Source organism: Mesorhizobium sp. M0514, from assembly GCF_040321145.1.
GTDB lineage: Bacteria > Pseudomonadota > Alphaproteobacteria > Rhizobiales > Rhizobiaceae > Mesorhizobium.
In genome coordinates, this window is record NZ_JAMYQZ010000072.1 from 1 (window position 1) to 21,073 (window position 21,073).

Below are 21,073 nucleotides of genomic sequence, written 5' to 3' on the forward strand. Positions count from 1 at the left end.
CAAAACCCCTTCGGGCCAAAAGTGTTACCCATGTCTCCGATATAAACCGTAACCTATGTGTCCGGAATGGACCATAAAGAGATGGTGCCCGGAGGCGGATTCGAACCACCGACACGCGGATTTTCAGTCCGCTCATAAACGCTTACACCCGGAACTGAGACCTCGCCGTGTTGGTCTGGATTTGCAGATCTCAGCGCTGCCACTAGTCCAGCGACCGGGTGTGGGGACGTTTCACTCTTCGCTCGTCCTGGATCCGAAATATTGAACCGCTCAGCGAGCGTGACGATGGGCGTCGACCAAACGAGGTCATACAATTCTTGGCGGTGAAGGTGTGCTGCACTCGGCTTTTTTTCCATGGCGGCGTGACGAACCAATTCGTAAGCCCGCTCAAAGGCGAACAGGGGACGCGCATTCCTGGCCTCTAAAGCCGCTGCGTTCCCTGATAGGCCGCGTCCATTTCTCTGTTAGGCTGAATAGGGAATTTTATGCCAAGGCGTTGAAACTGCGCCGGGATTCTAGGCCGAAAATGGCTCGGGCGCCCAAAATCGCCAAAATTCGCTGTTTTTCGGGGCGAAACAGGGAAGATCAGACAGAGACGGGTTCGCTCCAGACTGCCACCACCACCATCGCCATTGATTTTCTTATTAGAAATATGCCTCAGCCCAAAACGTTTTGGGCCCATTATGGGCCCGAAGAAAAGGGCACCCGATATGGGACCCTGATCATGGTCGGTTGATTTCACTTACTTGACGACGCGCAGGGCCGCTCGCTGCTTCATCGCATCGCGTTTGGCCTCGCGCTCGTTAATGGCGCGGGCTATGTCGACGGCCATTCGCTTCTTGTTAGCCTCCCGGACATATTCGTCCGTCACCGTCATGGAAGAATGCCCCGTCGCCTCCATGATGGCACGCGCTTGGATGTTGCATTCGGCGAGATACGTGCCGAAGGTGCGGCGTAGCCCGTGGAGAGTGTAGCCCTCCGGAATGCCGGCCTGCTTGTTCCTATGTGCCATCATGCCGGTGAGGCTCTTTTCCGCGAATGGACGCCCATAGGCATTCTTCAGTACCGTTCCGCCTTTCGAACGTCGAGCGGCGCCAAGGCTTGCGCCAGCTTGTCGAGGATGGGGATAAACATCTCGCGACCGCCGTGACGGTTGCGGCTCTTCTTCTGCCGGAAATCGAAGGCTTCGATCACCTCTAGGGAGCCATCGAACAGTTCGATCTCCTCGAAAACCAAATCGTCCCATTGCAACGAGGCGATATCGCCTCGTCGGTTGCCCAGCCAAAAGGCGAGCGCGTAACAGGTGCGCGGCGGGGAGCCGATCGGATGGCGCGCCTCGAACTTTTCACAAATGGGGACCGGCCACGCGGGATTGGTGGTGGATTTAGGAATGCGGACGCGGATCGACAGTGAGGGATTGTTCTGCGGTTTGATCCATTTCTCAACTTCGATCCCCACCCACAGGAGCTTCTTGATTGCGACCAGCAGGTGCTTGGCAACCGTCCGGTTGGCGGCAAAGGCGCTTTCGACAATCGCACGCAGATGGTCGGCGTCGAGATGTTCTACTGGCGTATCGCGCCAAGTCAGCGGGTAGGCAGGTTCGACCTGCATCCCAAGGAAGCGTTCAATCAGCCTGACATTCTTCCGCTGCGTTGCTTCGTCAAAGTCCAGCCATTCCATAGTCCCTTCAAGTCGCCGCGCTGCATGACCGAACGTCTTTGGCAACGCCCGACCGGGTAGGTCGATGATAATTGCCTTCAGGCCCTGGCTCTGGGTCGCCCTTTGTAGGCAGCCTCGAATTCCGGATCACCGGGCTGGCCGCGGAGGCGGATTTCAGGCATTCCCTTTGCACGATAGCGATAGACCGTCTTTCCATTTTTGAGGCGCGACGAAACGCCGGGGAAAGTGTCATCCTTGAATGGCCGGGCGATTAAGCCTCCTTCCAGTCCTCTACCGCCGCTTTTTCACATGCGGAGAGACCTCTATCATCGCTTCAAGCGAAAGGTTTTTGCTTTCGAGGGCCCGGGAAAGGTAGCCGATGGGTTTGCAGCCAATCTGGCTGACCGCTTATCTCTGAGCCAGAGCGACATCGTTTTCCTTGCTAGTAACTCATCGCGGTCGCTATCCGCGCTGCTCTTGGCAGCAATTGCATAGTCGGCCCTGTTGGTTCGAAAGTCCTGTTTCTGCAAGGGCATGGTTGCTACTCCCGTCGGCCTCCCCCTCGGCCCGACGGAGCCAGTAGCTGCCGATGCATCGCGAGAGTCTACCAATCGGGGATTGCGTTAAAAATGAAAACACTCAGCGGATGTTAAACGCCGGATTGACCGGCGCGCACCGCACCTGGCTCGCACGGGACAGCGCCGGCAAGGCACCCGTCGACACGCCGCGTCGGGCAATGGGTGACCTTCTGAGTCACGCCGTCCGCTTCGGCGTACCCGACAGCGTCATGGCGGCAGGCGAAGGTCGAGACGACGCTGTCGCTCAGATGCGCCTTGCCTGACATGGCGATGGCTGCAGCACTCTCGGCAGCCCATCTTGCCGCCATCCTGTTCCCTCCGAACCTGCGGCGGCTCTACGTCATCCGCGACAACGATCCGGCCGGTGACGGTGCCAGAGACAGCCTGATGGAGCGCGCGACCGACGCCGGAATCGAGGCAATCGTGCTGTCGCCGGCTATGGAGGACTTCAACGAAGACCTCGGCCGTTTCGGACTTGCCGCCTTCCGTGCCCCGATTGCGGACCAACTGATGCGCAAGGACTGCCTCCGCTATCTGAAGCGGTTTACTTGAGCCGGCAGGGAAGCGTGCGGCGGCGCACGGTGCCGGCGGCGTTGCCTGGATGCGGTAGAGAACCGCGATCCGGCCTTCGAGAGGGCGATCAGCCCACAAGCTCGCCGGCCAGGCAATGGCGGCGGCCGACTATTCTCCGGCGGCGCGCGATTGCTGGCGAAAGCCAGCGATAGGGTGCGACGCCTTTCCATCGCGATGCAAAATAGCCGGCCGCCGCCATCCTTCGCTACGCTCCGGCCCTCCGCTTCGCTTCGGGTGTCCGGCCAACCCGCCCACGGGCTCTCTTCGCCATGAAGGCCGCGAGGGGCGCGGTCAAACCGACGGGAGCATCCCATGGCCGAGCACGACGACACCGAACCGCACCACGCAGCTTCTCCGACCGCTCACATCCTCACCGAACTCCAGCTCTATGGCTGGCGCCCCTATGCCGACGAGCCCGACCCGCGACTGCTTCCCAGCGGCGACCACGTGGCCGGAGCCGTGGCCGACATCTATGACGCTCTCATCGCCACCTTGGCCGACACGCGCCTCGAACCCGACCTCGATGACCTGCTCTGGTCCGTCACCAATGTCTTCCACCGAGTTGTACACCGGATCGAGCGGCAACTGGACGACAACGAGCATGCCCAGCGCTGCCTGCAGCGCGAACAGGATGGCAGCGAGATCAAGGCGGTTGAACTCGAGACACTCACCGCCCAGGGCCAGACCATGATCGACGGCGCGATGCCTTCGACCTGATGCGTGACTAGGCGGCCAACCACTACGATCAGGCCGGCGCAATCTTCGCCGCGAGCAGAACGCGGTTCGCCAATGTGTGGACGCTGAGTTCCTTACGATGTTGGGGGGAGAGATCGAGCGGTTTGAACGCGCCGCCGAGGTCGAGCGAGAGCAACTCGGCGTAGATCGGTCCGACCTCCGAGGGATGTTCCCCGTAACGTTGAACAATCGCGCGAAATTTTTCATCGCGCATGGCTTCGCTGTCGGCGGATGAAAAGCCTGCAAGCCGGCTTAGAGCACTGCAGCCGGATTAGCTCATGATGGCTCTCATAAAGCCGTTCCTCGAGCGCATCCACGAGGCGCGACTTCCCGATGCCCGCTTCTCCCGACACGAAAACCGCCTGGCCTTGGCCGGCTTCGGCCAACTCCCAGCGCTCGAGCAGAATGCCGATTTCGCTGGTTCGGCCGACGAACTTCGACAAAGCGCGATCGTGCGCTGCGTCGAACCGGCTTTCCACCTCCCGCTCGCCACGAACCGCGAATAGGGCAATAGGCGATTTGAAGCCTTTCAACTCCTGCTCACCGAGGCTCTCGATCTCGAAGGACTGCCCGGCGAGCCGACGCGTGCTGTCGGCAACGACGATCTGACCGGGAGCGGCAGCGCTTTGCAGGCGCGCCGCGAGATTGGGTGTGTCCCCTGCGATTGAGGCGCGCTCGTTCACGCTGCTGCCCGCAATGTCGCCGACCACCACGTGGCCCGATGCGATGCCAATACGCGCCTTCAGTTGCTCGCCGTCGGGCGATTGGATGGCCTCGACTGCGGCGAGGGCCTGGAGGCCAGCCCGAATGGAACGCTCTGCGTGATCCTCGTAAGCCATCGGCCACCCGAAATAGGCAAGCACGCCGTCTCCGAGCATCGGCCTCGAATTGTGGGGCAGGGAAGGGCGGGCACGCTCCCGAACGTTGATCATGCAGTAGCACGGCTATGACTGACGTCTGTGCACGAGAAGGGAAGGCAGGAAGGAGGGTAGTAGTGACGACGGATATGGCTGGACAGAAATCGGATGGCCTGCTCTTCCACAATCGGAGCCGTGAGGCTCGATCGAATTGCACCCATGATGGATGGAGCGGATAGATAAGTAATATCAGACGTTGCGGGAGACCGTGCAGAAATCGCACACGGAAGTCCTGCTTCTCTTCTTTTTCGTTCCCACGACGGAGCCGCCGACAGCCCCATTCGGACGTTCTTTGCCGACGATATTGCGTTGCAATAGACGTTTGAATACAAACAATCCGACAGGTCCATATCGCATGCTTTATACGCTAAGGGATTGGATTAGCCGAAGCAGGCCCATATCCTCGAAGGAGTCGATGCCATCCAGATCCGGTCTTGCCTCGGCATTTACCCGGGTTTTCCTGCCAATGTCGGTTTTGCGCTCATCCCTTCCTGCACACGTCGATGCGGCCTTGCCGGCGCCGCGCATCCGCTTCTCTCCAGGCGGCTGGCAGGTCCCCAACATGTCCTTGATGTGCCGCGAACGAGCCGCGGCCGCCAGCAAGGGTCCAAGCGATTCTAAGAGGCATTTTGCGCAGCAGATGTTTCAGGGTAAGGTCTGGAAGGAATACGACTGCACCGAAGCCCTTAGCCGCTCGCGGGCGTTGTAGATGAGTGCGGATCTCGTCGGTGGCGCGTTCGCCAACGTTGTCTCAGATGTAGAACACGGCGACAGCGGCAAGGATCAACAGAACTAATCGCATGATCTGCGCCTCGGTAACGTGGTTTGCCCACGGCGCCTTAAGCGAGTTGAAGGTTTCGGCCCGAGCCCGCGCGCATCCTCAACACCAGCAGGCGCGTCGCTGCGAATGGCGTCAAAACAATAAGCGCCATCGTGGTGTTGACTAAGAACGACAGCAAACAGATCGAGCTTTGGGCGTAGCAAACGGATTCCATGGCGTTCCCCTTTTCCATCGTTACTGGTGGCCTCCGTGCGGCAAGAATGATCCTGGTTCACGAGAAATACAAGCAGTTGCTAATACGTTGATCTTTCCCCTAGGGTTGGGGCAACGATGCGAATCGACGCCGGTCAGTTGTTTGGATAGCGATTGCCCTTGTCCTGGCGGCGTTGGCGATCACGGCGGCGATCATTGGCTTTCAGAATTTACAGCGCTCGTCACCGATCATGGTCTCGGCTGTCTCGGCCTTTAATAGTGGGGGGCTCGTCCCTGGCCCCACGGTTAAGGCGCCCTCGAAAAACCTTGGTGCTGTTGCTACCGGTAGGGATATCTGGCTCGAAGTCTCATGGAAGTTTTTCGGGGAGTTGCGGACGCTGGATACCGTAACTGTCGGCGACCTTCGGGCAAGGCGCCTGGTGCGCAGTCATGATGTGCCCTCAAGCGCCAATTCCGAGATCTGGTTCATATCAGCCGGCAGCGGCGACATATTGGAAAACACAACGTCGACCGACATCGGGTTCACTTTTGATGGCGGCAACCCGTCTGTCACGGCGCAGATTTACAGAGTGGTTGGAGCTTCTGAGATACCTGCCGCGATAGCTGCAGAAAGCGGCGACAGGATTACCATCACCATTCCAGCCGATGGCATCGCTTTTATCTCGCTCATCGCTTCCGGCACCACCTCCGGGTCCATGAGCAATGTCACCGAAGATTTTAGTGCCCTTTGTGGAAAGGATTTCCTTGGCATCCATGCATCAACAAGTTCGACCTCCGCTGAATCAGAGACTGCTACGTTTTCGGGAAACTCAACGGCAGATTTTGCTGCTGTCGCACTTCAGTCGGCCGCAGCGAGATAGCTAACCAGCCAGCGCCATTCCAAAGCAAACGCCTAGGCCGACAGCGAGGCCAAGGAACAGCTTGGCGGCTAAGATCGAGGGCGAAGGCGCGGACTGGGCGCCACACGTCTGAGCGGGGCTCTCTGAGGGCGTTGGCGATATCATCGAACACCGTTTCCATGGAATGATTCTAGATCGGAACTCCGGGAATGTGAATCCCCTGTTTGTTCCACTTTCGCCCCATTGGGCAACCTGCACGGTTCGCCCCGAAACCGTGCAGGCAGCAAAGGTGGCTTAACGCACCACTCTTAAGCCACTCGACTCCAGCCACGCTAGTGCCGTCTCTGCAAAGGTCGCGCAATTGTCCAAAGGATCATTGTTTTCATAGAGCGTGGCTTGATAGGCTGCTGCTATGCCTTCAAAAATGGCGGTTAGCACTTGGTCGCGGCCTCTGGCGGCGTCAGCGGCCGGTTCAACAGTCATCTTTGGTGTTTCTGGGTGTTTGCCTTCCATGAGGAAGTCGAGGAGCGCCGACACCAGCCACTCGGCGCTGTCCCTGTCCAGTTCGAGGAAGGTTGTGTGGTCGTCATCGGTCACCAGTTTCAGTGCGCCTCGCAACGGATTCCGCGATACCACCGTCACGTCACTATCCTGATATTCGACAATTTTGGTCATCACTTTGCTCCATGTTTTTTAGTGGCCGCAACGCCGCCATGGGCGCGGAAGCCGGATTGTTGTTGTTTGGAGTTGTGCTTGGGCAGCCGTGCTGCTCGTTGTCTACGACGTAAGGGCTCCCCCATCGTCGGTTATCACGCGGCTTCATTTCCAAAGGTGCCCGGGCCGCTTCTCTCAAGGCACGCAGTGAAGGTACCTAACCCGCTCGGGCAGTCAAGAGGGCGGAGGGGGCAAGCCATGCGGCTGGCACCAACCGCTACCTAGGCTGCCTCGTTATTCTCACCCTTGGAACATTGTGGCCTCGAACACTTCGGGCGTTGCACTGCCCCATCAGTGCACGTTCCCTTGTTCTGTTGGAACTGGCCGGCTGCCGAAAGGAGGCCGGCTTTTTTGTATATAAGCGGAACCTGAAATTTGGGGGCTTTGTTGATAGAACGGCAGCGAGTGGGTGTTCGCTGCTGGTCGAGGTCCCGCAAGACTCGGCCGGGCTCGCATCACCTCGCCGGGCGGTGCGAGCCCACAATCGCGGGCCATCTGGTCCGCTGCTTCAGCTTGGGCTTCATCAGAATGAAGGGCGACATGGTTCATCCGAATGTAGAAATTTGCGTTGGGGGGAGGTGAGAATGAGGCTACCAGGAAATGTGTTGGCTGGGAGAACGCCCAGGTGCAGTGCGGTCCGCGAAAGCGATCAATGAGGTTGAATGCACAGAACGTGCCGCCAAGACAGCCAGGTTGAAATCGCTACGCTTGGCTCAGATCTTGCCAGAGGCCGACCCGCACTTTTCGTTCAACGAGGAACTCGACTGCTCGGTACTTGTCGCCGTGCTGGCTCGGGAACCGCATAATGATCCAAAGCGGCCCGAATCCCATTCTTTCCGGCGGCTGCCCCTGCGACGAGGCCTTTGATCTCCTCAAGCAGCGCCGTTAGGCTTTGTCAACAATCGGCTTTTTTCGCCGTGGCGACCCCACATGGCTCTCAACAACGCGCACGTGCTCGGCGTCGACAGTCACCAGTGGCCGCAGGCTGACGGTTACCTTGTCGCCGTCGATGCGCGTGACCGGGCCGACTAATTCCATATCTGGCCGATCACGGCCTTCGAAGTCGAATCGACAACCGCATGCGGGAAGTCATAGGAGGGAATCGTCACGCTTATGCGATCGGGTGTCACCCGGCCGCGGGCGGGTGCAGTGTCAAGGATGAGAGGTTGCTAACAAATGAGCGTCCGTGGCCTGAGGTTTCTCGATAAGTGGGTAGCCAAACAACTGCCCATTGTGGCGCGGGGAGACCCCATCTCGGTTGGCGACTTGAAAGACCAGTTGATGACAGCTGCCGAGAAGGCCGGGATTCCTGCCGACGAGATCGACGGCGAGCTTGAAAGCGTCTTCGAATTGATTATCGAAGTGAATCGTCGTGTCGCCGAAAGGGTGGACTTAGCCTGAGGCTTCCCCGACGTGCCGGTCATGTCCTACATGCCGGACTGCCTGACAAGGGGCTCGCTTACCTAACCGGCCAGCGCCACGCCAATGCCATCTCAGAGCAAATGTAGATCGACACCGCGAATCCTTGAATCCCCGGTTTGTTCTGGTCATGGCTTCTGCGCCGGTCCGGTCACACAGCGCTGGTGCGTTCACCCCTCCGGCTGGGCAGGGTCCGGTTCTTGGTGCCGCTCTCGTTGATTTTCGAGGAACAGCTTGGCGAGTTCGCCCCACTCAGGATGATCCGTGGTTTTATGCTCTTCTACGAACTCGAGGAAAGCCTTGCGCAAAGCGTCAAGGTCGAAAACCCCAAGATGCTCGCCCATACCGTCGTCCATGCCCGCGCCTCTCAACGGTATTAGCTTGTCCTCTCGTTTGAGCCTTCAAGAGGGATTCCCTGAGTTTCGGCTTGGGAGCGCCTACATGGTTAATTGCGTGATCGCTAATATGATTATATCTTAGGCAGCGCGGGGGCTGTATCTTCCCGCGCGGTGGCCGGTGCGGCCCCCACACCAAAGACTGCAGCGGCCATTTCTATGGATGGGTAGCGCTAACCGATGCGACATCATGCTGCAGCGATATTTTAGAATCAGCTAATTGCGCAATCGCTAAATTAATGAAATGCGTTAGGAATGTATTTTCCACAGTTTCTGGTCGGCATGTCTGCCACTGCGATCATTGTGGCGATCTGGACCTACATCGAAGCCGGTTCAATTTGGACCGCGCTCGGCTGTGCGGTCCTTGCGCTGATCGTTCTGCAAGTCGGGTACGCCGGGCTGGTCGTTTGCTTGATATACTGGCGATCATCGGAAGCGGCTGACTCGACTAGTCGAATTTCGGTCGCGGCTCAAGAGAACGTCGACGGCATCTGATAGCCCGCGATCGTCTCGGCATGGTCACGTGACCCTGGGGCAGCAGTTTTGCCTCGCAGTGCCGCCAGCAAGTGGGCCTACAACGTGTTTGCGGTGACAGACACCTACCCCGAGCTTCGGGCTGAAAGCCTTATCATTGATCCAGACGCGGAACTGGAGGACGGGTGCGTTGTGGTCGCCATGTTTGGAGGCGGTCATCCGCAAACCATGAGCTGGCGCAACAATCACGGGCGAGGCTATGGGGGCCGCTTTGCCGCCAAGGGAAGTCTGCACGAGACGTTCCTTCTCGATTCCATGGTGTGCGGACGAGGGCCATCTTCTTGCATTCGCATCCTCGGCCGGGTGTTCGGCGACCGGCGGCGCTTCCCGCGCTACAGAACCTGGAACGATCCAGTTTGCTTCTCGAATAATTTGGCTCGCTGCCTCACGGTGGCGGGCTTTTTTGTTGCTCAGCCCCAACGTCTCGACGCCGGGCTGCGGAACGCAAACGTCGTGATGTCGTCACGGGAAATCCCGATGTCGCTGAGCATGTCGTCTGGTGACTTGCTCAACTCGTCCGTCGCCTTCAACAGCGCCTTCTGCTCGGCTCGATGACGGACCCAATCGGCAAGGGGACCAACTGCGACAAGACGAAGATTCACAAGCATAGGAAGGTTCACAAGCATCGGGACCACTCCCTTTACCCCTGCAGGAAACTGCACGTAGCCTACGCCGATACGTCGATGCGTCCGTGACAAACCTCACAGATCGATCCGAACGGGCAAAAACTGCCCGGACGCCTGACGGTGGCGGGCCTTTTATATATTAGCAATGCATAAAATTCGAGAAGGTTCATGGCATGGTTGTTAGCAAACTCGCTGCTATCGTGCGACGCAGGGCTCGGTGGATGGTGTGCTGGAATGCGCGGGGCTGGATGGATCAGGGGTCTGATGGAAGCTGACGCTCGCGATCTGCGGAGCGAGATCAGTCGGCTACAAATAGACTTGATCGCTGCCGCCAACTCTCAGGGTAAATCCAGGCTGCATGACGTCGCGCACACACTGCGATGCCAGAAGGCGCGGCTGGAACGTCTGGAAGAGTGCCTCGCTTCAATGACGTCGAATGTCCGGCCAGAGGCATCCGCAACCCCGCCCCATGAAGGCCGGCCGTAAAAGGCAGCTCATCATTTCCGAAAGAGAACCCGCTGCCTCACGGTGGCGGGCTTTTTATTGCTCAGCCCCTTGCCGGCAGCGTCTTGTCCGTGTTGCGGCGGAAGGTCATGCGAAGCCGGAAATTTTTTGCCAGGAATGGTCGCCTCCGCGCCGATCGCCGGCTCCCGAGGCAGATCACCACCAGCCGACTCCTGCAAAAGCAGATAATTTGGGAGACTGTGTGCAGAGAGCGCACAGATTCTTCTTCTCTTCCTTTTTTCGATCTGGAACCTGCCATTAAAGCAACCTTCGATGATCGTGCCAATGTCGTTAGGAGCGCTGGGGAACGCATGGCACGCTGTGCAGGCGCGAACTGAGGCGGGGCGGCGGGCGCGCGGCCGCTAGCAAGAGATCCTGGCGGTCTTCGCCGCACGGGTCGGCGAAACCATGCCGCGTTATGAACTCGCCGGTGACGATTCGGAAGTCGGCGAGCGCACCATCGACGTCCAGATCAACCGGCTGAGCCGCAGGACCGAGCGCGATCCGTCCAATCCGGGTCTCGCTGCAGACGGTGCGCGGTATTGGGGACAGGCACCACTGATCGCTATGTACGGCGCCATTTTCGGACGAACGTCTTTTTGATGATTGGGAGCGGTGGCGGTTCGGCGCTGATAATTGTTGGTGTCGCCGGTCTGTTGACAACAGCCGCAAACGGGAACGCCACGGCACCAACAATCAATCCAGCCGCCAACCAGGCTACTGTCGACCGGTAATCCTGTATCATAGCCCACCCTCAATAGGCAGATAGACTGCCAGTTCGGCATTAAGCAAAGGTTACGTCGGCGCGCGCTTCGTGCAGCAGAGCGGACTGCCGAGCTTCAATTAAGCTGATCCAGGATTCCGGAGCTGCTCGCCAGCACCAGACTTTTGTAGATCACAAACGCGATCGTGCAGATTGCCGCGACCGAAATCGGCACGCCAAACGGCACGACGCCCTTGCGGTCCAAGTGCTGGACAAAGAGCCGGAAGGCGCCTGCCGGCAGCATGAGCGGGTTTCTCACGATCGCCGCGGTGGCGAGGGCGAGGATCAGCAACAACACTGAAAACAGGGCGAGATTGCCGCCGCCGATCAGGAACGGCGTAACCGCCATCAGCTTGACGTCGCCGGCGCCGATCTTTCGCAGGCCCCAGAACGGGAAAAGCATGACAAAAAGCAGAAGCCCGGCAACCGCGCTCAGCCCCATTCCAAACCATGATCTCGAATAGAGCGAGAAAAGCGCAAGCGATCCCAAGCCCAGGCCAAGCAGCAGCAGTACATCGCGATTGGCTATCTTCTGGGTAGTGAAATCGAGCCAGGCGACTCTTGCGAGCAGCGGGACGGTGAGCGCCTTGAGCAGTACCGATCCAAAAAACAGCATGCTACTGCCGCTCGACGTTCTTCACACTGGACGACAGAAGCTTCAGATTGTTGACCACGGTCGGATCGTTGGGCGCCAGTTCATAGGCCTTGAGGAAATTCGCACGTGCGTCCTGCAGCTTGCCGCGCAGCAGGTAGGAATAGCCGACATTGTTGTAATATTCGGGCGACGCGCCAACCAGTTTGAAGGCTCGGGCGTAGGCTCGGTCGGCGAGGTCGAAGCGGTGGATGCGGTCGCTGCAGGCGGCCAGGCCCATCCATGCGCCACCATCGTTGGGTGCCAGTTGCGTCGCCTTGAAGAACAGCGCTCCGGCATTGCCGTAATTTTCCGCCCGGAACTGGTTCTTGGCCTCGGCAACGGCCTGGTCCGAGGCATAATATTCGACGTCACCGACAGTCTTCAGTCCGTCGAACGCATCACCAAACGAAGTCACATCGCCTTTTGAAGGCTCGTTGGTGCGAACGACACCGTCGGTGGTGACCGCCCCGTTCGTCTGGCAGCCGACGAGTGCCGCCATGAACAGGCAGGCCACGACTGCAATTGGCCTTTTCATACAATCTCCCCGTGAGTCCCCCGACCCATATTAGGACCAAAGCATATGCGCAACTAGAAGAAAATGCCCTTCATGCGAATGATCACCGGCAGCATGATGACCATCAGCACGACTGGAAAGATGCACAACCCTAACGGAATCATCATTTTGACGGGCAAGGAGTTGGCCTTCTCCTCTGCCGTCAGGATTCTCTGGCCTCGCATTTCGTCACTGTAGACGCGCAGAGCCTCCGTCAGGCTTGTGCCAAGCTCTTCCGATTGCCTAAACAGCACGGCTAGAGCCCGTGCCTCTTCAAGCCCGATGCGTTCCGCGAGCTCGCGCAGCGCATCCCGCAACGGCTTGCCGGCGCGCAGCTGCAGATTCATGATCGACAACTGAATACCCAGCCATTTGTGCGTGGCGGCAAGTTCCGCGCCGACCCGCTCGACCCCTGCTTCCAAGCTCATGCCGGCGTCCGCGCAGGTGATCATCATGTCCATGAAATCTGGAAACCCGCGACGATAGGTTTCCTTCTGAGCATTCTCGAAGCGATCGAGCAGAATGGCTGGGATCACTATGCACCCCAGCCCCAACAAGGCGGAGCCGGCTAGAGCCACGAAACCGGGTAAATGCGGTGGCAACACCCGGGGCAGGATTGCGTAGGCAGCCAAAAATCCGACACACACGGCGCCGAGCCGCGACAGGGTATAAAGCAATGGAGCACTCGCTTGATAGAAGCCGGCGCGAAACAGCTTCGCTTCAAGCGCGCTGGGCTCCTGCCGCTCCTTTTCCATTGTTCGAAAATATGCGTCGACAGGTCGCTGCGCCGCGATCCTGGCCAGTTCTTCCTGACCCGCGAGCGAGCGGGGGTCGACCACACCTTCGCCTACAAGGCTTTGCGTGACCAGCTTTCGCGTCTGCAGGGCCGGCAAGAAGACAAGCGCGGCAAACAGGAAAAGCGCCACCGCCGCCACGAAAACGGCGATGGAGACCATGAAGCCCAAGTCGCTGGTGTTGGAAAGCAGGTTAATGGCTCGCTCCTCAGAAGTCGAAATTGACCATTCGATACATGATGAAGTCGCCCAACAGGGCCCACACTCCAAACCCAACAAAAACAGGGACAATCAGCGGGTCGTGCCATACTTTGCCATAATAGGACGGAGCCGTAACCTGAAGGATCAAGAACATCACAATTGGAAATAATGAGATGATCCAGGCCGAGACTCGCCCCTCGGACGAAAGCGCTCTGATTTTCATCCGTAGTTTTTGCCGTTCACGCAGTACCGATGAGAGATTTGCCAGTATTTCGGTGAGATTGCCGCCGGTCTTGGATTGAATTGACAGCGCTATCGAAAGCAGGTGGAGGCCCTCGAATCCTACCCGCTGAGACAGTTTTCGCACGGCCTGTTCCATGCTGAGCCCAAAGGTGATCTCGTCGGACACGATTCCGAATTCGGTTCCCAGTGGGTCGGGCATTTCCCGCGCCACAAGGCCAATTGCCACTGAGGCCGGATGTCCAGCGCGCAGCGAGCGTACGATCATGTCGAGTGCATTCGGCAGTTGCTTCGCAAATTTCTGGATTCGCTTGCTGCGGGCCCGGCGAAGCACGAGAAGGGGCAGCGCAAACCCGACAACAAGAAAAACGACGAGTGCGAGCAAGAACGACTTTCCCAAGACGAATGACAGCAGCAGCGCCAATGCCAAGGAAGCGCAGACGAACATCCCGCCGAATGTCAGCGGATTTCCGGTAATGCCGGACTGGGTATAGAGCCTGTTCAGCCCTACCAGGCCAAAAAGAAAGTCCCCCGATTCCGTCAGTCCCCGCTCGCGCAGCAAGTTTTGCAAAGTCCGCTCAGCCGGAATTTCATCTGACAATCTCTTCAATCGACGATTGATCGCCCCGGCTGCCGCACGGCGACCGGCAAAGGAAAGATACAGAGCCTCGCCGGCGAGAATGACCGACGCCGCCGCAAGCACATAGATGAAGTAAAGCAGCCCCTGACCGGTCAGCATCAGAGGGCGACCTGCGGATTGAAGGCGTCCTTGGTGAAATGATGGCCGAGCGTCGCTGCTTCCGCTGCAAACCGGGGCCGGACGCCAGTGGCGCGAAAATCACCTATGATCTTGCCATCGGCCGCGACCTCGCGGCGGACGAATTGATAGATTTCCTGCAGCTGCACGACATTGCCTTCCATGCCGGTAATCTCGGAAATCGACGTTACGCGCCTGCCTCCATCGGCGAGCCGTTGCGTCTGCACGATAATGTCGATGGCCGAAGCAATCTGCGCTCGGATGGAATCGTGCGTCATCGGCATGCCGGCCATGCCGATCATCTGCTCCAGACGCGATATCGCGTCGCGCGGGGTGTTTGCGTGAATAGTGGTCATCGACCCTTCATGGCCGGTGTTCATCGCCTGCAGCATGTCGAAGGCCTCCTCGCCACGAACCTCGCCGACGATGATGCGATCGGGCCGCATGCGCAGCGCGTTCTTGACCAATTCGCGCTGGCGCACCTCGCCCTTGCCTTCGACACTGGGCGGGCGGGTTTCCAGTCGCCCGACATGCGGTTGCTGCAATTGCAGTTCCGCCGCGTCCTCGATGGTGATCAGGCGTTCCCTGGAAGGAATGTAGCTCGACAGCGCGTTAAGCAAGGTCGTCTTGCCGCTGCCGGTGCCACCCGAAACCAGAATCGACTTGCGCGCCTGAACGGCAATCCGCAGCAGATCGATCATCGGCTGCTTGATTGAATTGAGCGTCATCAGTCGTTCGAGCGAATACGGATTCTTCGAGAATTTGCGGATTGAAACCAGCGGACCGTCTACCGAGATCGGCCGCACCGCGATGTTGACGCGCGAGCCGTCGTCCAGGCGCGCGTCAACCATTGGCGACGATTCATCGACCCGGCGGCCGATATTGGAGACGATCTTGTTGATGACGCGCAGCAGATGCGCCTCGTCACGAAATCGGATTGCTGTCTCTTCGATCATGCCGCGCCGCTCGATGAAGACACGCTTGTGTGTATTGATCATTATATCCGTGATGGAATCGTCCTTGAGCAGCGGCTCGATCGGACCGAGCCCCAGCATCTCGTCGGCCGTGTCGATGGTCAGTTGATCGAGCTCGCGGGCATTCAGCGGCACGTTTCGACCGCGAACGAACTCACGCACGATCGGCCGGATCTCATTGAGGATTTCATCCTTGGAGGCATTTTCAAGGGCAGTCAGATTGAAGCGATCGATCAGGTGCCGATGAAGCTCGACCTTGAGAGTCAGGAAATCGTCGCCGCGCGATTCAATATCAGCGGCCGGCGAAAGGGCCGGAGCGACATGCAGCACCGCCGGCTGCTCGGCTCTTGTCGCGACCTGCTGCTCGCTTGGTCCCTTGATAAACCGCCCCAGCATAATCCCTTATACCCCCGCTAGTCCCTTATTAGCGGAAACTAAACGTTAACCAAGCGAGGCACAAGCGCTGGAGGGTCTCACCTGAGGCCAATGCTTTCAACATAGTTAAGGAGGACGCCAGAAAAATGTCGTTTTATTTCGATCCGCCCGCTTAACCCTCTACCCCAACGTCCACCTCACGGAACCTTTCATGCCGCAACAAATGAGATGCGGGCGAAAAATCTCCGTAAACCCTTAGATATAAAGGAATATGCAGGTTTGCTAATACTGCTATCGTTTTGCCTTGGCTGCTGCCAAATTGTGAACGAATGGTTAAGGAGGATTGAAAAATCAGCAGAATCAAGCTCTTGTAAGGATTCAAGTCGCCCTTGAACTCGCGAGCATAGGTATTGGAAGGTTAAGGAATTGTTAATCCCGTTTGACTCTGCTTTTTCGCGAGCCTTAGGATTGAGGTGACGGGGGATGCTTGGGTATGGAGTTCATCCTTGGCTCTGTCTCGTCGGGTTCAACTCCAAAGGGGAGAAATTGACATGAAGAAGCTCATGACGATGACCCGGCAGTTCCGCGACGATGAAAACGGCGCTGCTATGGTCGAATATTCTATCTTGGTCGGCATCATTGCAGCGGCGTCGCTGCTGGCCGTGCTTGCAATCGGCGGCTGGGTCGGCGATCAGTTCACCGGTCTTTGCGCAAATCTTGACGGCAAAGGCGTCGATGCAGCCGGCGTGGCCGGCAACGGCGCTTGCGTTCCTACGCCGTGATATGAAGTGAACTCCCGGGTCGGGATCGATCTCGACCCGGTTTTTTCTGCATCAGAAGAAACTTGCATCGTCCTGGGGGCGATTTGGGGGTGGAGAGATGCGCGCCAATACTCTTATCATGATTGTCCTCGCCGGCGTGTTCGGCGTACTTGCGGTTGTGCTTGCCAATATTTGGCTGGCTAACCAGCGCACTGCGATGGCGCAATCCAATGGAGCGCAGACCAGTACTGTCGTCGTTGCGGCAATGCCGCTTAAATTCGGCGACACGCTGGGTGCCGACAAGCTGCGCGAGATCCCGTGGCCGGCGGGCGCAATACCGGCAGGCGCGTTCAAGACAACCAAGGACGCGATGGCCGGCAACGGCACGCGGCAGGCGCTGCAGGCTATCAGCGCCAACGAGCCGGTGCTTGCTAGCAAGATCACCGGCCCTGGCCAACGCGCAACACTTTCGGCGGTGCTTGGTGAAGGCATGAAGGCCGTTTCCATCAGGGTCAATGACGTTCTCGGCGTCGCCGGTTTCGTCTTCCCAGGCGACCGGGTCGATATCTTGCTGACGCGCTCGGTGCGCAGCGAGGACGGCATGGACAAAAGTTTTGTCGACGTTCTGCTGCAGAGCATGAAGGTGCTTGCCGTCGACCAGGTCGCTGACGTGAGCAAGGACAACCCGACGGTGGTTAAGTCGGTGACGCTCGAAGCCAGCACAAAGGACGCGCAGAAACTGACGCTGGCCGCCGGCGCGGGGCAGTTGTCCCTTGCGCTTCGACAGGCTGCCGCCAGCAAGGGCGAGACGACCGAACGCGTCACGCTTTCCGACCTCAACGGCGAAACGCCGGACGATGTCGCAAAGAGGCAGGCCGAACTGGACAAACTGGCCGCAGCCGACGCCGCAGCCGCAGCCGAACGCCAGCGTGCGGATGACAAGATCGCCGGATTGGCCAAGGCCGTGGACAGGGTGGGAAGCCAGCTCGACGAGTTGAGCAAGGTCAAGCCGGCTCCGGCGGTGGTGACGGCACCCGCATCAAAAGAAGTCGTCAAGGAAGTTATCAAGTATTTGCAGCCAGAACCGCCTAAGAATGTTACTGTGGGCGTGTTTCGCGGCGTGAAGCTCGAATCCTATGACGTGCCGCGACAACCGTAAAGGACGCGCGGCGGAGCGGGGGCTGCCGGCGGCAGCAGTTTGGGAGATGGGGATGCAGGGGTTTTGGATGAGGGTAGCGGCGGCCGCGCTGTCCTGTATGGCGGTGCTGCTGACGTGGAGTCTTGCCGCCGAAGCTGCCGACCGGTTCATCGACGTATCGAACCCGAGCGTCCATCGCATCTTCCTGCCGATGTCCCAGTCGGTGACGCTCCAGGTGAGCGCCAATCTCGGCGACATCGTTGTCGGCGACGAGAAAATCGCCGATGCCCAGCCCATGACCGACCGGACGCTTTATGTCATCGGGAAAGGCGCCGGCACCACCACCGTCAATCTCTTCTCTCCGGAAAAGCGCTCGCTCGGCGTCATCCAGATCGAAGTCGGTGTCGACGTCAGCGACATGGCGCAGGCGATCCGTCAGGTGGCGCCTCGGGCGCGCATCGAGATCGGTTCGATTAACGGCAAGGTCAGGCTCGGCGGTCACGTCAAGGATGGAGCCACGCTGGCGTCAATCCTGGAGGTGGCGCAGCAGTATGGCCCCGACGCCATTATAAATTCCGTCATTGTCGACGACAGCCAGCAGGTCAATCTCGAGGTCCGCGTGCTTGAGGCCAAGCGTAATGCCGGTAGGGATCTTGGTGTTTCAATAAGGAGCACGAATCGCAGCGGCACAACCCGTACGGGCACGGGTGTTGCAGCCGCCGACGAAGATGGCGTGGTGCTGGGCCCGGGCGATCTGCTCAGCGGCCTCTTGTCGGGCAGCAATCCATTTGCGGCTTTGATCACCCGGGTTATCGACAGCAACATCAAGGTCGACCTAATTATCGAAGCACTCGAGGCCAAGGGTGTGGTACGCACGCTGGCTGAGCCCAACCTTACGACGCTTTCGGGCGAGCCGGCCAGCTTCAATGCCGGCGGCGAAGTGCCCATCCGTGTTATCGGCACCGATGGCCAGATAACCATCACGTACAAGCAATTCGGCGTCAATCTGCTGTTCACGCCGGTCGTACTCGACGACGGCAAGATCCATATGAAGCTGGCGCCGGAGGTGAGCGACCTCACCGGCTTCACCACTGCCGGCGACCCGATCTTCACCAACCGCAAGCTTGATACCGTCGTCGAATTGCGCGACGGCCAGAGCTTCGCGGTCGGCGGGCTGTTGTCCAGCAAGACCACCAAGCTGCAGAACCAGGTCCCATGGCTCGGTCAGGTGCCGGTCATCGGGACACTGTTCCGAAATTCGAGCAACCAGAAGGAAGAGACCGAACTGGTCGTCATCGTCACGCCGCACGTCGTGCGGCCGGTGAAACCCGGCGAACAACTGGCAACCCCGTTCGACAAGACACGGCCGGCCAACGATCCGGAATTCTTCGTGCTCGGTCAGCTGGAGGTTAACAAGGATATGATCCGCAAATACGAAACGGGCGACGGCGTGACCGGACCCTATGGCCACATGCTGGACTTCAAATCGAAGGACAAGATGCTCTATGTCAAGAAATAGCGTCCTGATCCTCCTCTTGTGTGCCGGCGCGCTGTCAAGCTGCGCCGCCGACTATCTGAACCATTACGATTCGGTGACCCTGGCCGCCGGCGACACACAGAAATATAATTCGCTGGCGCAGACGGTCGATCCGTTCAACCCAAACTCGAAGAACACACATATCGAAGGCGACGGCAGGCGGGCTGCCGCTGTTGCCCAAGGCTACAAATTTCCACCGCCACCACCGCCACCGCCTGCGATAACGGTCAATGTCGGCGGGGCGGTGAACAACGGAGCGAATTGAACAGAAGGATGCGGTCGCAATGCGCCGGGTGAGCGAGGGGCCTGGTGCAAGGAAGCAGAGAGTAAGGTCATGTTGGGGACCATTAGGGCGTTCTGGAACGATCAACGCGGCATAGCGATGATCCTTGTAGCGATTATGTTGCCTGTACTTATCGGCTTCGCGTTGCTTGCCATCGATATGAGCCGGGCCAACGGGCTGCATAACGATCTGCAGAAGGGTGTCGATGCGCTTGCGCTTGCGACAGCCGCGGAACTTGATGGAAAATCGGATTCGATCACCCGAGCCAATCTGGCGAAAACGACCCTTCTGACCAGCCAGACGACCAAGTTTTCGACGTCAGGCGATCACACACTTGCTTTGTCTGACGTGACCATTACCTACCTGACCGGTATACCCGCGAGCGACAGCATAGCATTGGGCGCCGACGGCGTTGACGCGAATGGCGTCAACTGGGCAAGCACCGATCCCAAGGCCGTATCATTTTCCCTGGTGACGGTGAACGCTTCCGGACTTGCCGATGGCGCCGGTGCCTTTGAAACGATCTTCCCCGCCAGCTTTATCGGCAGCAAGGACACCATCGATATCCAGCCACAGGCCGTGGCCGGGTTCGTTCAGTCGATCTGCGAAACCGTGCCGATCTTCATGTGCAACCCGTTCGAGACATCCGACCCGTTGACTAGTAAGACGATCCAACAGGCCTTTGCATCGGGCGATACTTACAGCCGTGAATTTCGTATTCTCAAAGTCGACAGCAACCCCGGCCCAGGCAACTTTGGCCTGCTGGACAACGGTTTGACGTCGGTACAGGACGGAATGGCCAGGGGATCCGCAGGTACCTGCTACAGTCGCACTTCGCTGACTTCCAAAACCGGCGTCACCTTGGGACAGGTCAACACTGGCCTTAACGTCCGCTTCGATCTCTATCAGGGATCTTTGAAAAATAACAAAGACCTTGGCTACCGCCCGGCGAGCAATGTACGCAAGGGAGCCAGCAAGAACAGCAATTGCAACAAGTTTGATGTCGCGACAGATGGTTCCGCAGTGCCTCTGCCGGTTGGCAGCGGCTATGACTCGGCTAAGGGCATGACGCTGCCGATCGCAGCGAATTCGTTCTGGACTGCCTACTGGGCCGCCAACCACAAGAACGCTGCCTATCCGAACCTCCCGGCGAAGACTGACCCGCTCAAGCGTAGCGTTCCCGCGTCCAGGTATGACGTCTACATGTATGAAATCACTGCCGGGATCGTGGCCGACAAGTCGAAAGGGCCTTCAAACGAAGTGGGAACGCCTTCCTGCTACAAGGGAGACCTCACCAAGGCAGATCCGAGCCGCCGGCTGATGAACATGGCCATCATCGATTGCAAGGCGAACCAGGCGAAGCTGAACGGGCACACCGCAGTCCGGCCGGATGGCTATGCCAGCGTCTTCCTAAACAACCCGATCCAGAAGGTGAATCCCAACGACGAGGACAATCCGGAAAGTACCGGCGCCGAAAAACCTATCAGCCTGGAGATCGTCGACGTCGATGGCGGCTTCGCCAACAACACCCTTGTCGACAAAGCATTCCGCAATGAAGCCCAGTTGTATCGGTAGA

At 58.6% G+C, this 21,073-nt stretch carries 20 protein-coding genes and 3 pseudogenes; 12 read left to right on the plus strand and 11 right to left on the minus strand.

The window, feature by feature from the left end:
* Positions 1–742 precede the first annotated feature (742 nt).
* Both NKI61_RS24375 and NKI61_RS24380 read right to left on the minus strand, forming a co-directional pair.
* A complete protein-coding gene (locus tag NKI61_RS24375) occupies positions 743–1,063 on the minus strand; it encodes a tyrosine-type recombinase/integrase (RefSeq protein WP_352841289.1) in 321 nt (106 codons plus the stop codon).
* Positions 1,060–1,680, minus strand: a complete 621-nt coding sequence (locus NKI61_RS24380) for a site-specific integrase (RefSeq protein WP_245270817.1) — start codon at positions 1,678–1,680, stop codon at positions 1,060–1,062. Before NKI61_RS24380 ends, NKI61_RS24375 begins: the two co-directional genes overlap by 4 nt.
* A 628-nt stretch (positions 1,681–2,308) precedes the next feature.
* Between NKI61_RS24380 and NKI61_RS24385 the strand changes: the two are divergent.
* A pseudogene (locus tag NKI61_RS24385) lies at positions 2,309–2,789 on the plus strand (toprim domain-containing protein); the annotation flags it as partial.
* A gap of 333 nt (positions 2,790–3,122) precedes the next feature.
* Positions 3,123–3,535 (plus strand): annotated as a pseudogene (locus NKI61_RS24390) (hypothetical protein); the annotation flags it as partial.
* 20 nt (positions 3,536–3,555) lie between these two features.
* Here NKI61_RS24390 and NKI61_RS24395 read toward each other — a convergent pair.
* Together NKI61_RS24395 and NKI61_RS24400 are read right to left on the minus strand one after the other, a co-directional pair.
* The gene (locus NKI61_RS24395; protein WP_352841251.1) at positions 3,556–3,759 is read right to left on the minus strand and encodes a hypothetical protein; all 204 of its coding nucleotides are present in this window, start codon (positions 3,757–3,759) and stop codon (positions 3,556–3,558) included.
* A complete protein-coding gene (locus NKI61_RS24400; protein ID WP_352841254.1) occupies positions 3,749–4,408 on the minus strand; it encodes an adenylate/guanylate cyclase domain-containing protein in 660 nt (219 codons plus the stop codon). The genes NKI61_RS24395 and NKI61_RS24400 overlap by 11 nt, the downstream gene beginning before the upstream one ends.
* A 1,221-nt stretch (positions 4,409–5,629) precedes the next feature.
* On the opposite strand from NKI61_RS24400, the gene NKI61_RS24405 reads away from it, so the two are divergent.
* The gene (locus NKI61_RS24405) at positions 5,630–6,316 is read left to right on the plus strand and encodes a hypothetical protein (RefSeq protein WP_023741139.1); all 687 of its coding nucleotides are present in this window, start codon (positions 5,630–5,632) and stop codon (positions 6,314–6,316) included.
* A 273-nt stretch (positions 6,317–6,589) separates the two neighbouring features.
* Here the strand turns inward: NKI61_RS24405 and NKI61_RS24410 are convergent, their stop codons facing one another.
* Entirely contained in the window at positions 6,590–6,970 is a 381-nt protein-coding gene (locus NKI61_RS24410) for a hypothetical protein (RefSeq protein WP_023741140.1), read from the minus strand.
* A gap of 1,215 nt (positions 6,971–8,185) precedes the next feature.
* Between NKI61_RS24410 and NKI61_RS24415 the strand changes: the two genes are divergently transcribed.
* A complete protein-coding gene (locus NKI61_RS24415; protein WP_352513710.1) occupies positions 8,186–8,410 on the plus strand; it encodes a DUF768 domain-containing protein in 225 nt (74 codons plus the stop codon).
* Positions 8,411–8,598: 188 nt separating this feature from the next.
* Here NKI61_RS24415 and NKI61_RS24420 read toward each other — a convergent pair whose 3' ends face one another.
* On the minus strand, positions 8,599–8,784 hold the full coding sequence (locus NKI61_RS24420) for a hypothetical protein (protein WP_023833470.1): 186 nt from the start codon (positions 8,782–8,784) through the stop codon (positions 8,599–8,601).
* 294 nt (positions 8,785–9,078) lie between these two features.
* On the opposite strand from NKI61_RS24420, the gene NKI61_RS24425 reads away from it, so the two are divergent.
* The 3 genes and pseudogenes from NKI61_RS24425 to NKI61_RS24435 form a co-directional block, all read left to right on the plus strand.
* On the plus strand, positions 9,079–9,318 hold the full coding sequence (locus tag NKI61_RS24425; protein ID WP_023706903.1) for an exopolysaccharide production repressor protein: 240 nt from the start codon (positions 9,079–9,081) through the stop codon (positions 9,316–9,318).
* Between the two features lie 93 nt (positions 9,319–9,411).
* Positions 9,412–9,912: a hypothetical protein gene (locus NKI61_RS24430; RefSeq protein WP_352841258.1), complete on the plus strand. Its 501-nt coding sequence runs from the start codon at positions 9,412–9,414 to the stop codon at positions 9,910–9,912.
* A 941-nt stretch (positions 9,913–10,853) separates the two neighbouring features.
* Positions 10,854–11,049: pseudogene (locus NKI61_RS24435) on the plus strand (winged helix-turn-helix domain-containing protein); the annotation flags it as partial.
* Between the two features lie 277 nt (positions 11,050–11,326).
* Here NKI61_RS24435 and NKI61_RS24440 read toward each other — a convergent pair.
* Genes NKI61_RS24440 through NKI61_RS24460 form a run of 5 tightly spaced genes read right to left on the minus strand, consistent with a single transcriptional unit; the run spans position 11,327 to position 15,799 of the window.
* A complete protein-coding gene (locus NKI61_RS24440; RefSeq protein WP_352841260.1) occupies positions 11,327–11,866 on the minus strand; it encodes a prepilin peptidase in 540 nt (179 codons plus the stop codon).
* 1 nt (position 11,867) lies between these two features.
* A complete protein-coding gene (locus tag NKI61_RS24445) occupies positions 11,868–12,419 on the minus strand; it encodes a tetratricopeptide repeat protein (protein ID WP_352841263.1) in 552 nt (183 codons plus the stop codon).
* Positions 12,420–12,472: 53 nt separating this feature from the next.
* A complete protein-coding gene (locus tag NKI61_RS24450) occupies positions 12,473–13,393 on the minus strand; it encodes a type II secretion system F family protein (protein WP_352841265.1) in 921 nt (306 codons plus the stop codon).
* A 46-nt stretch (positions 13,394–13,439) separates the two neighbouring features.
* Positions 13,440–14,411, minus strand: coding sequence for a type II secretion system F family protein (locus NKI61_RS24455; protein ID WP_023744411.1), 972 nt, complete (start codon positions 14,409–14,411; stop codon positions 13,440–13,442).
* Positions 14,411–15,799, minus strand: coding sequence for a TadA family conjugal transfer-associated ATPase (locus tag NKI61_RS24460; RefSeq protein ID WP_352841268.1), 1,389 nt, complete (start codon positions 15,797–15,799; stop codon positions 14,411–14,413). The genes NKI61_RS24455 and NKI61_RS24460 overlap by 1 nt, the downstream gene beginning before the upstream one ends.
* A gap of 485 nt (positions 15,800–16,284) precedes the next feature.
* Here NKI61_RS24460 and NKI61_RS24465 point away from each other — a divergent pair, with 485 nt between their 5' ends.
* The 5 genes from NKI61_RS24465 (at position 16,285) to NKI61_RS24485 (ending at position 21,072) form a co-directional block, all read left to right on the plus strand.
* Complete coding sequence (locus NKI61_RS24465) at positions 16,285–16,560, plus strand: Flp family type IVb pilin (protein ID WP_352841270.1); 276 nt, start codon at positions 16,285–16,287, stop codon at positions 16,558–16,560.
* Positions 16,561–16,657: 97 nt separating this feature from the next.
* On the plus strand, positions 16,658–17,698 hold the full coding sequence (gene cpaB / locus NKI61_RS24470; RefSeq protein ID WP_352841273.1) for a Flp pilus assembly protein CpaB: 1,041 nt from the start codon (positions 16,658–16,660) through the stop codon (positions 17,696–17,698).
* 52 nt (positions 17,699–17,750) lie between these two features.
* Positions 17,751–19,196: a type II and III secretion system protein family protein gene (locus tag NKI61_RS24475; RefSeq protein ID WP_352841275.1), complete on the plus strand. Its 1,446-nt coding sequence runs from the start codon at positions 17,751–17,753 to the stop codon at positions 19,194–19,196.
* Complete coding sequence (locus NKI61_RS24480; protein WP_023744416.1) at positions 19,183–19,479, plus strand: hypothetical protein; 297 nt, start codon at positions 19,183–19,185, stop codon at positions 19,477–19,479. Before NKI61_RS24475 ends, NKI61_RS24480 begins: the two co-directional genes overlap by 14 nt.
* Positions 19,480–19,548: 69 nt before the next feature.
* Positions 19,549–21,072: a TadE/TadG family type IV pilus assembly protein gene (locus NKI61_RS24485; RefSeq protein WP_081726023.1), complete on the plus strand. Its 1,524-nt coding sequence runs from the start codon at positions 19,549–19,551 to the stop codon at positions 21,070–21,072.
* Position 21,073: the final 1 nt, after the last annotated feature.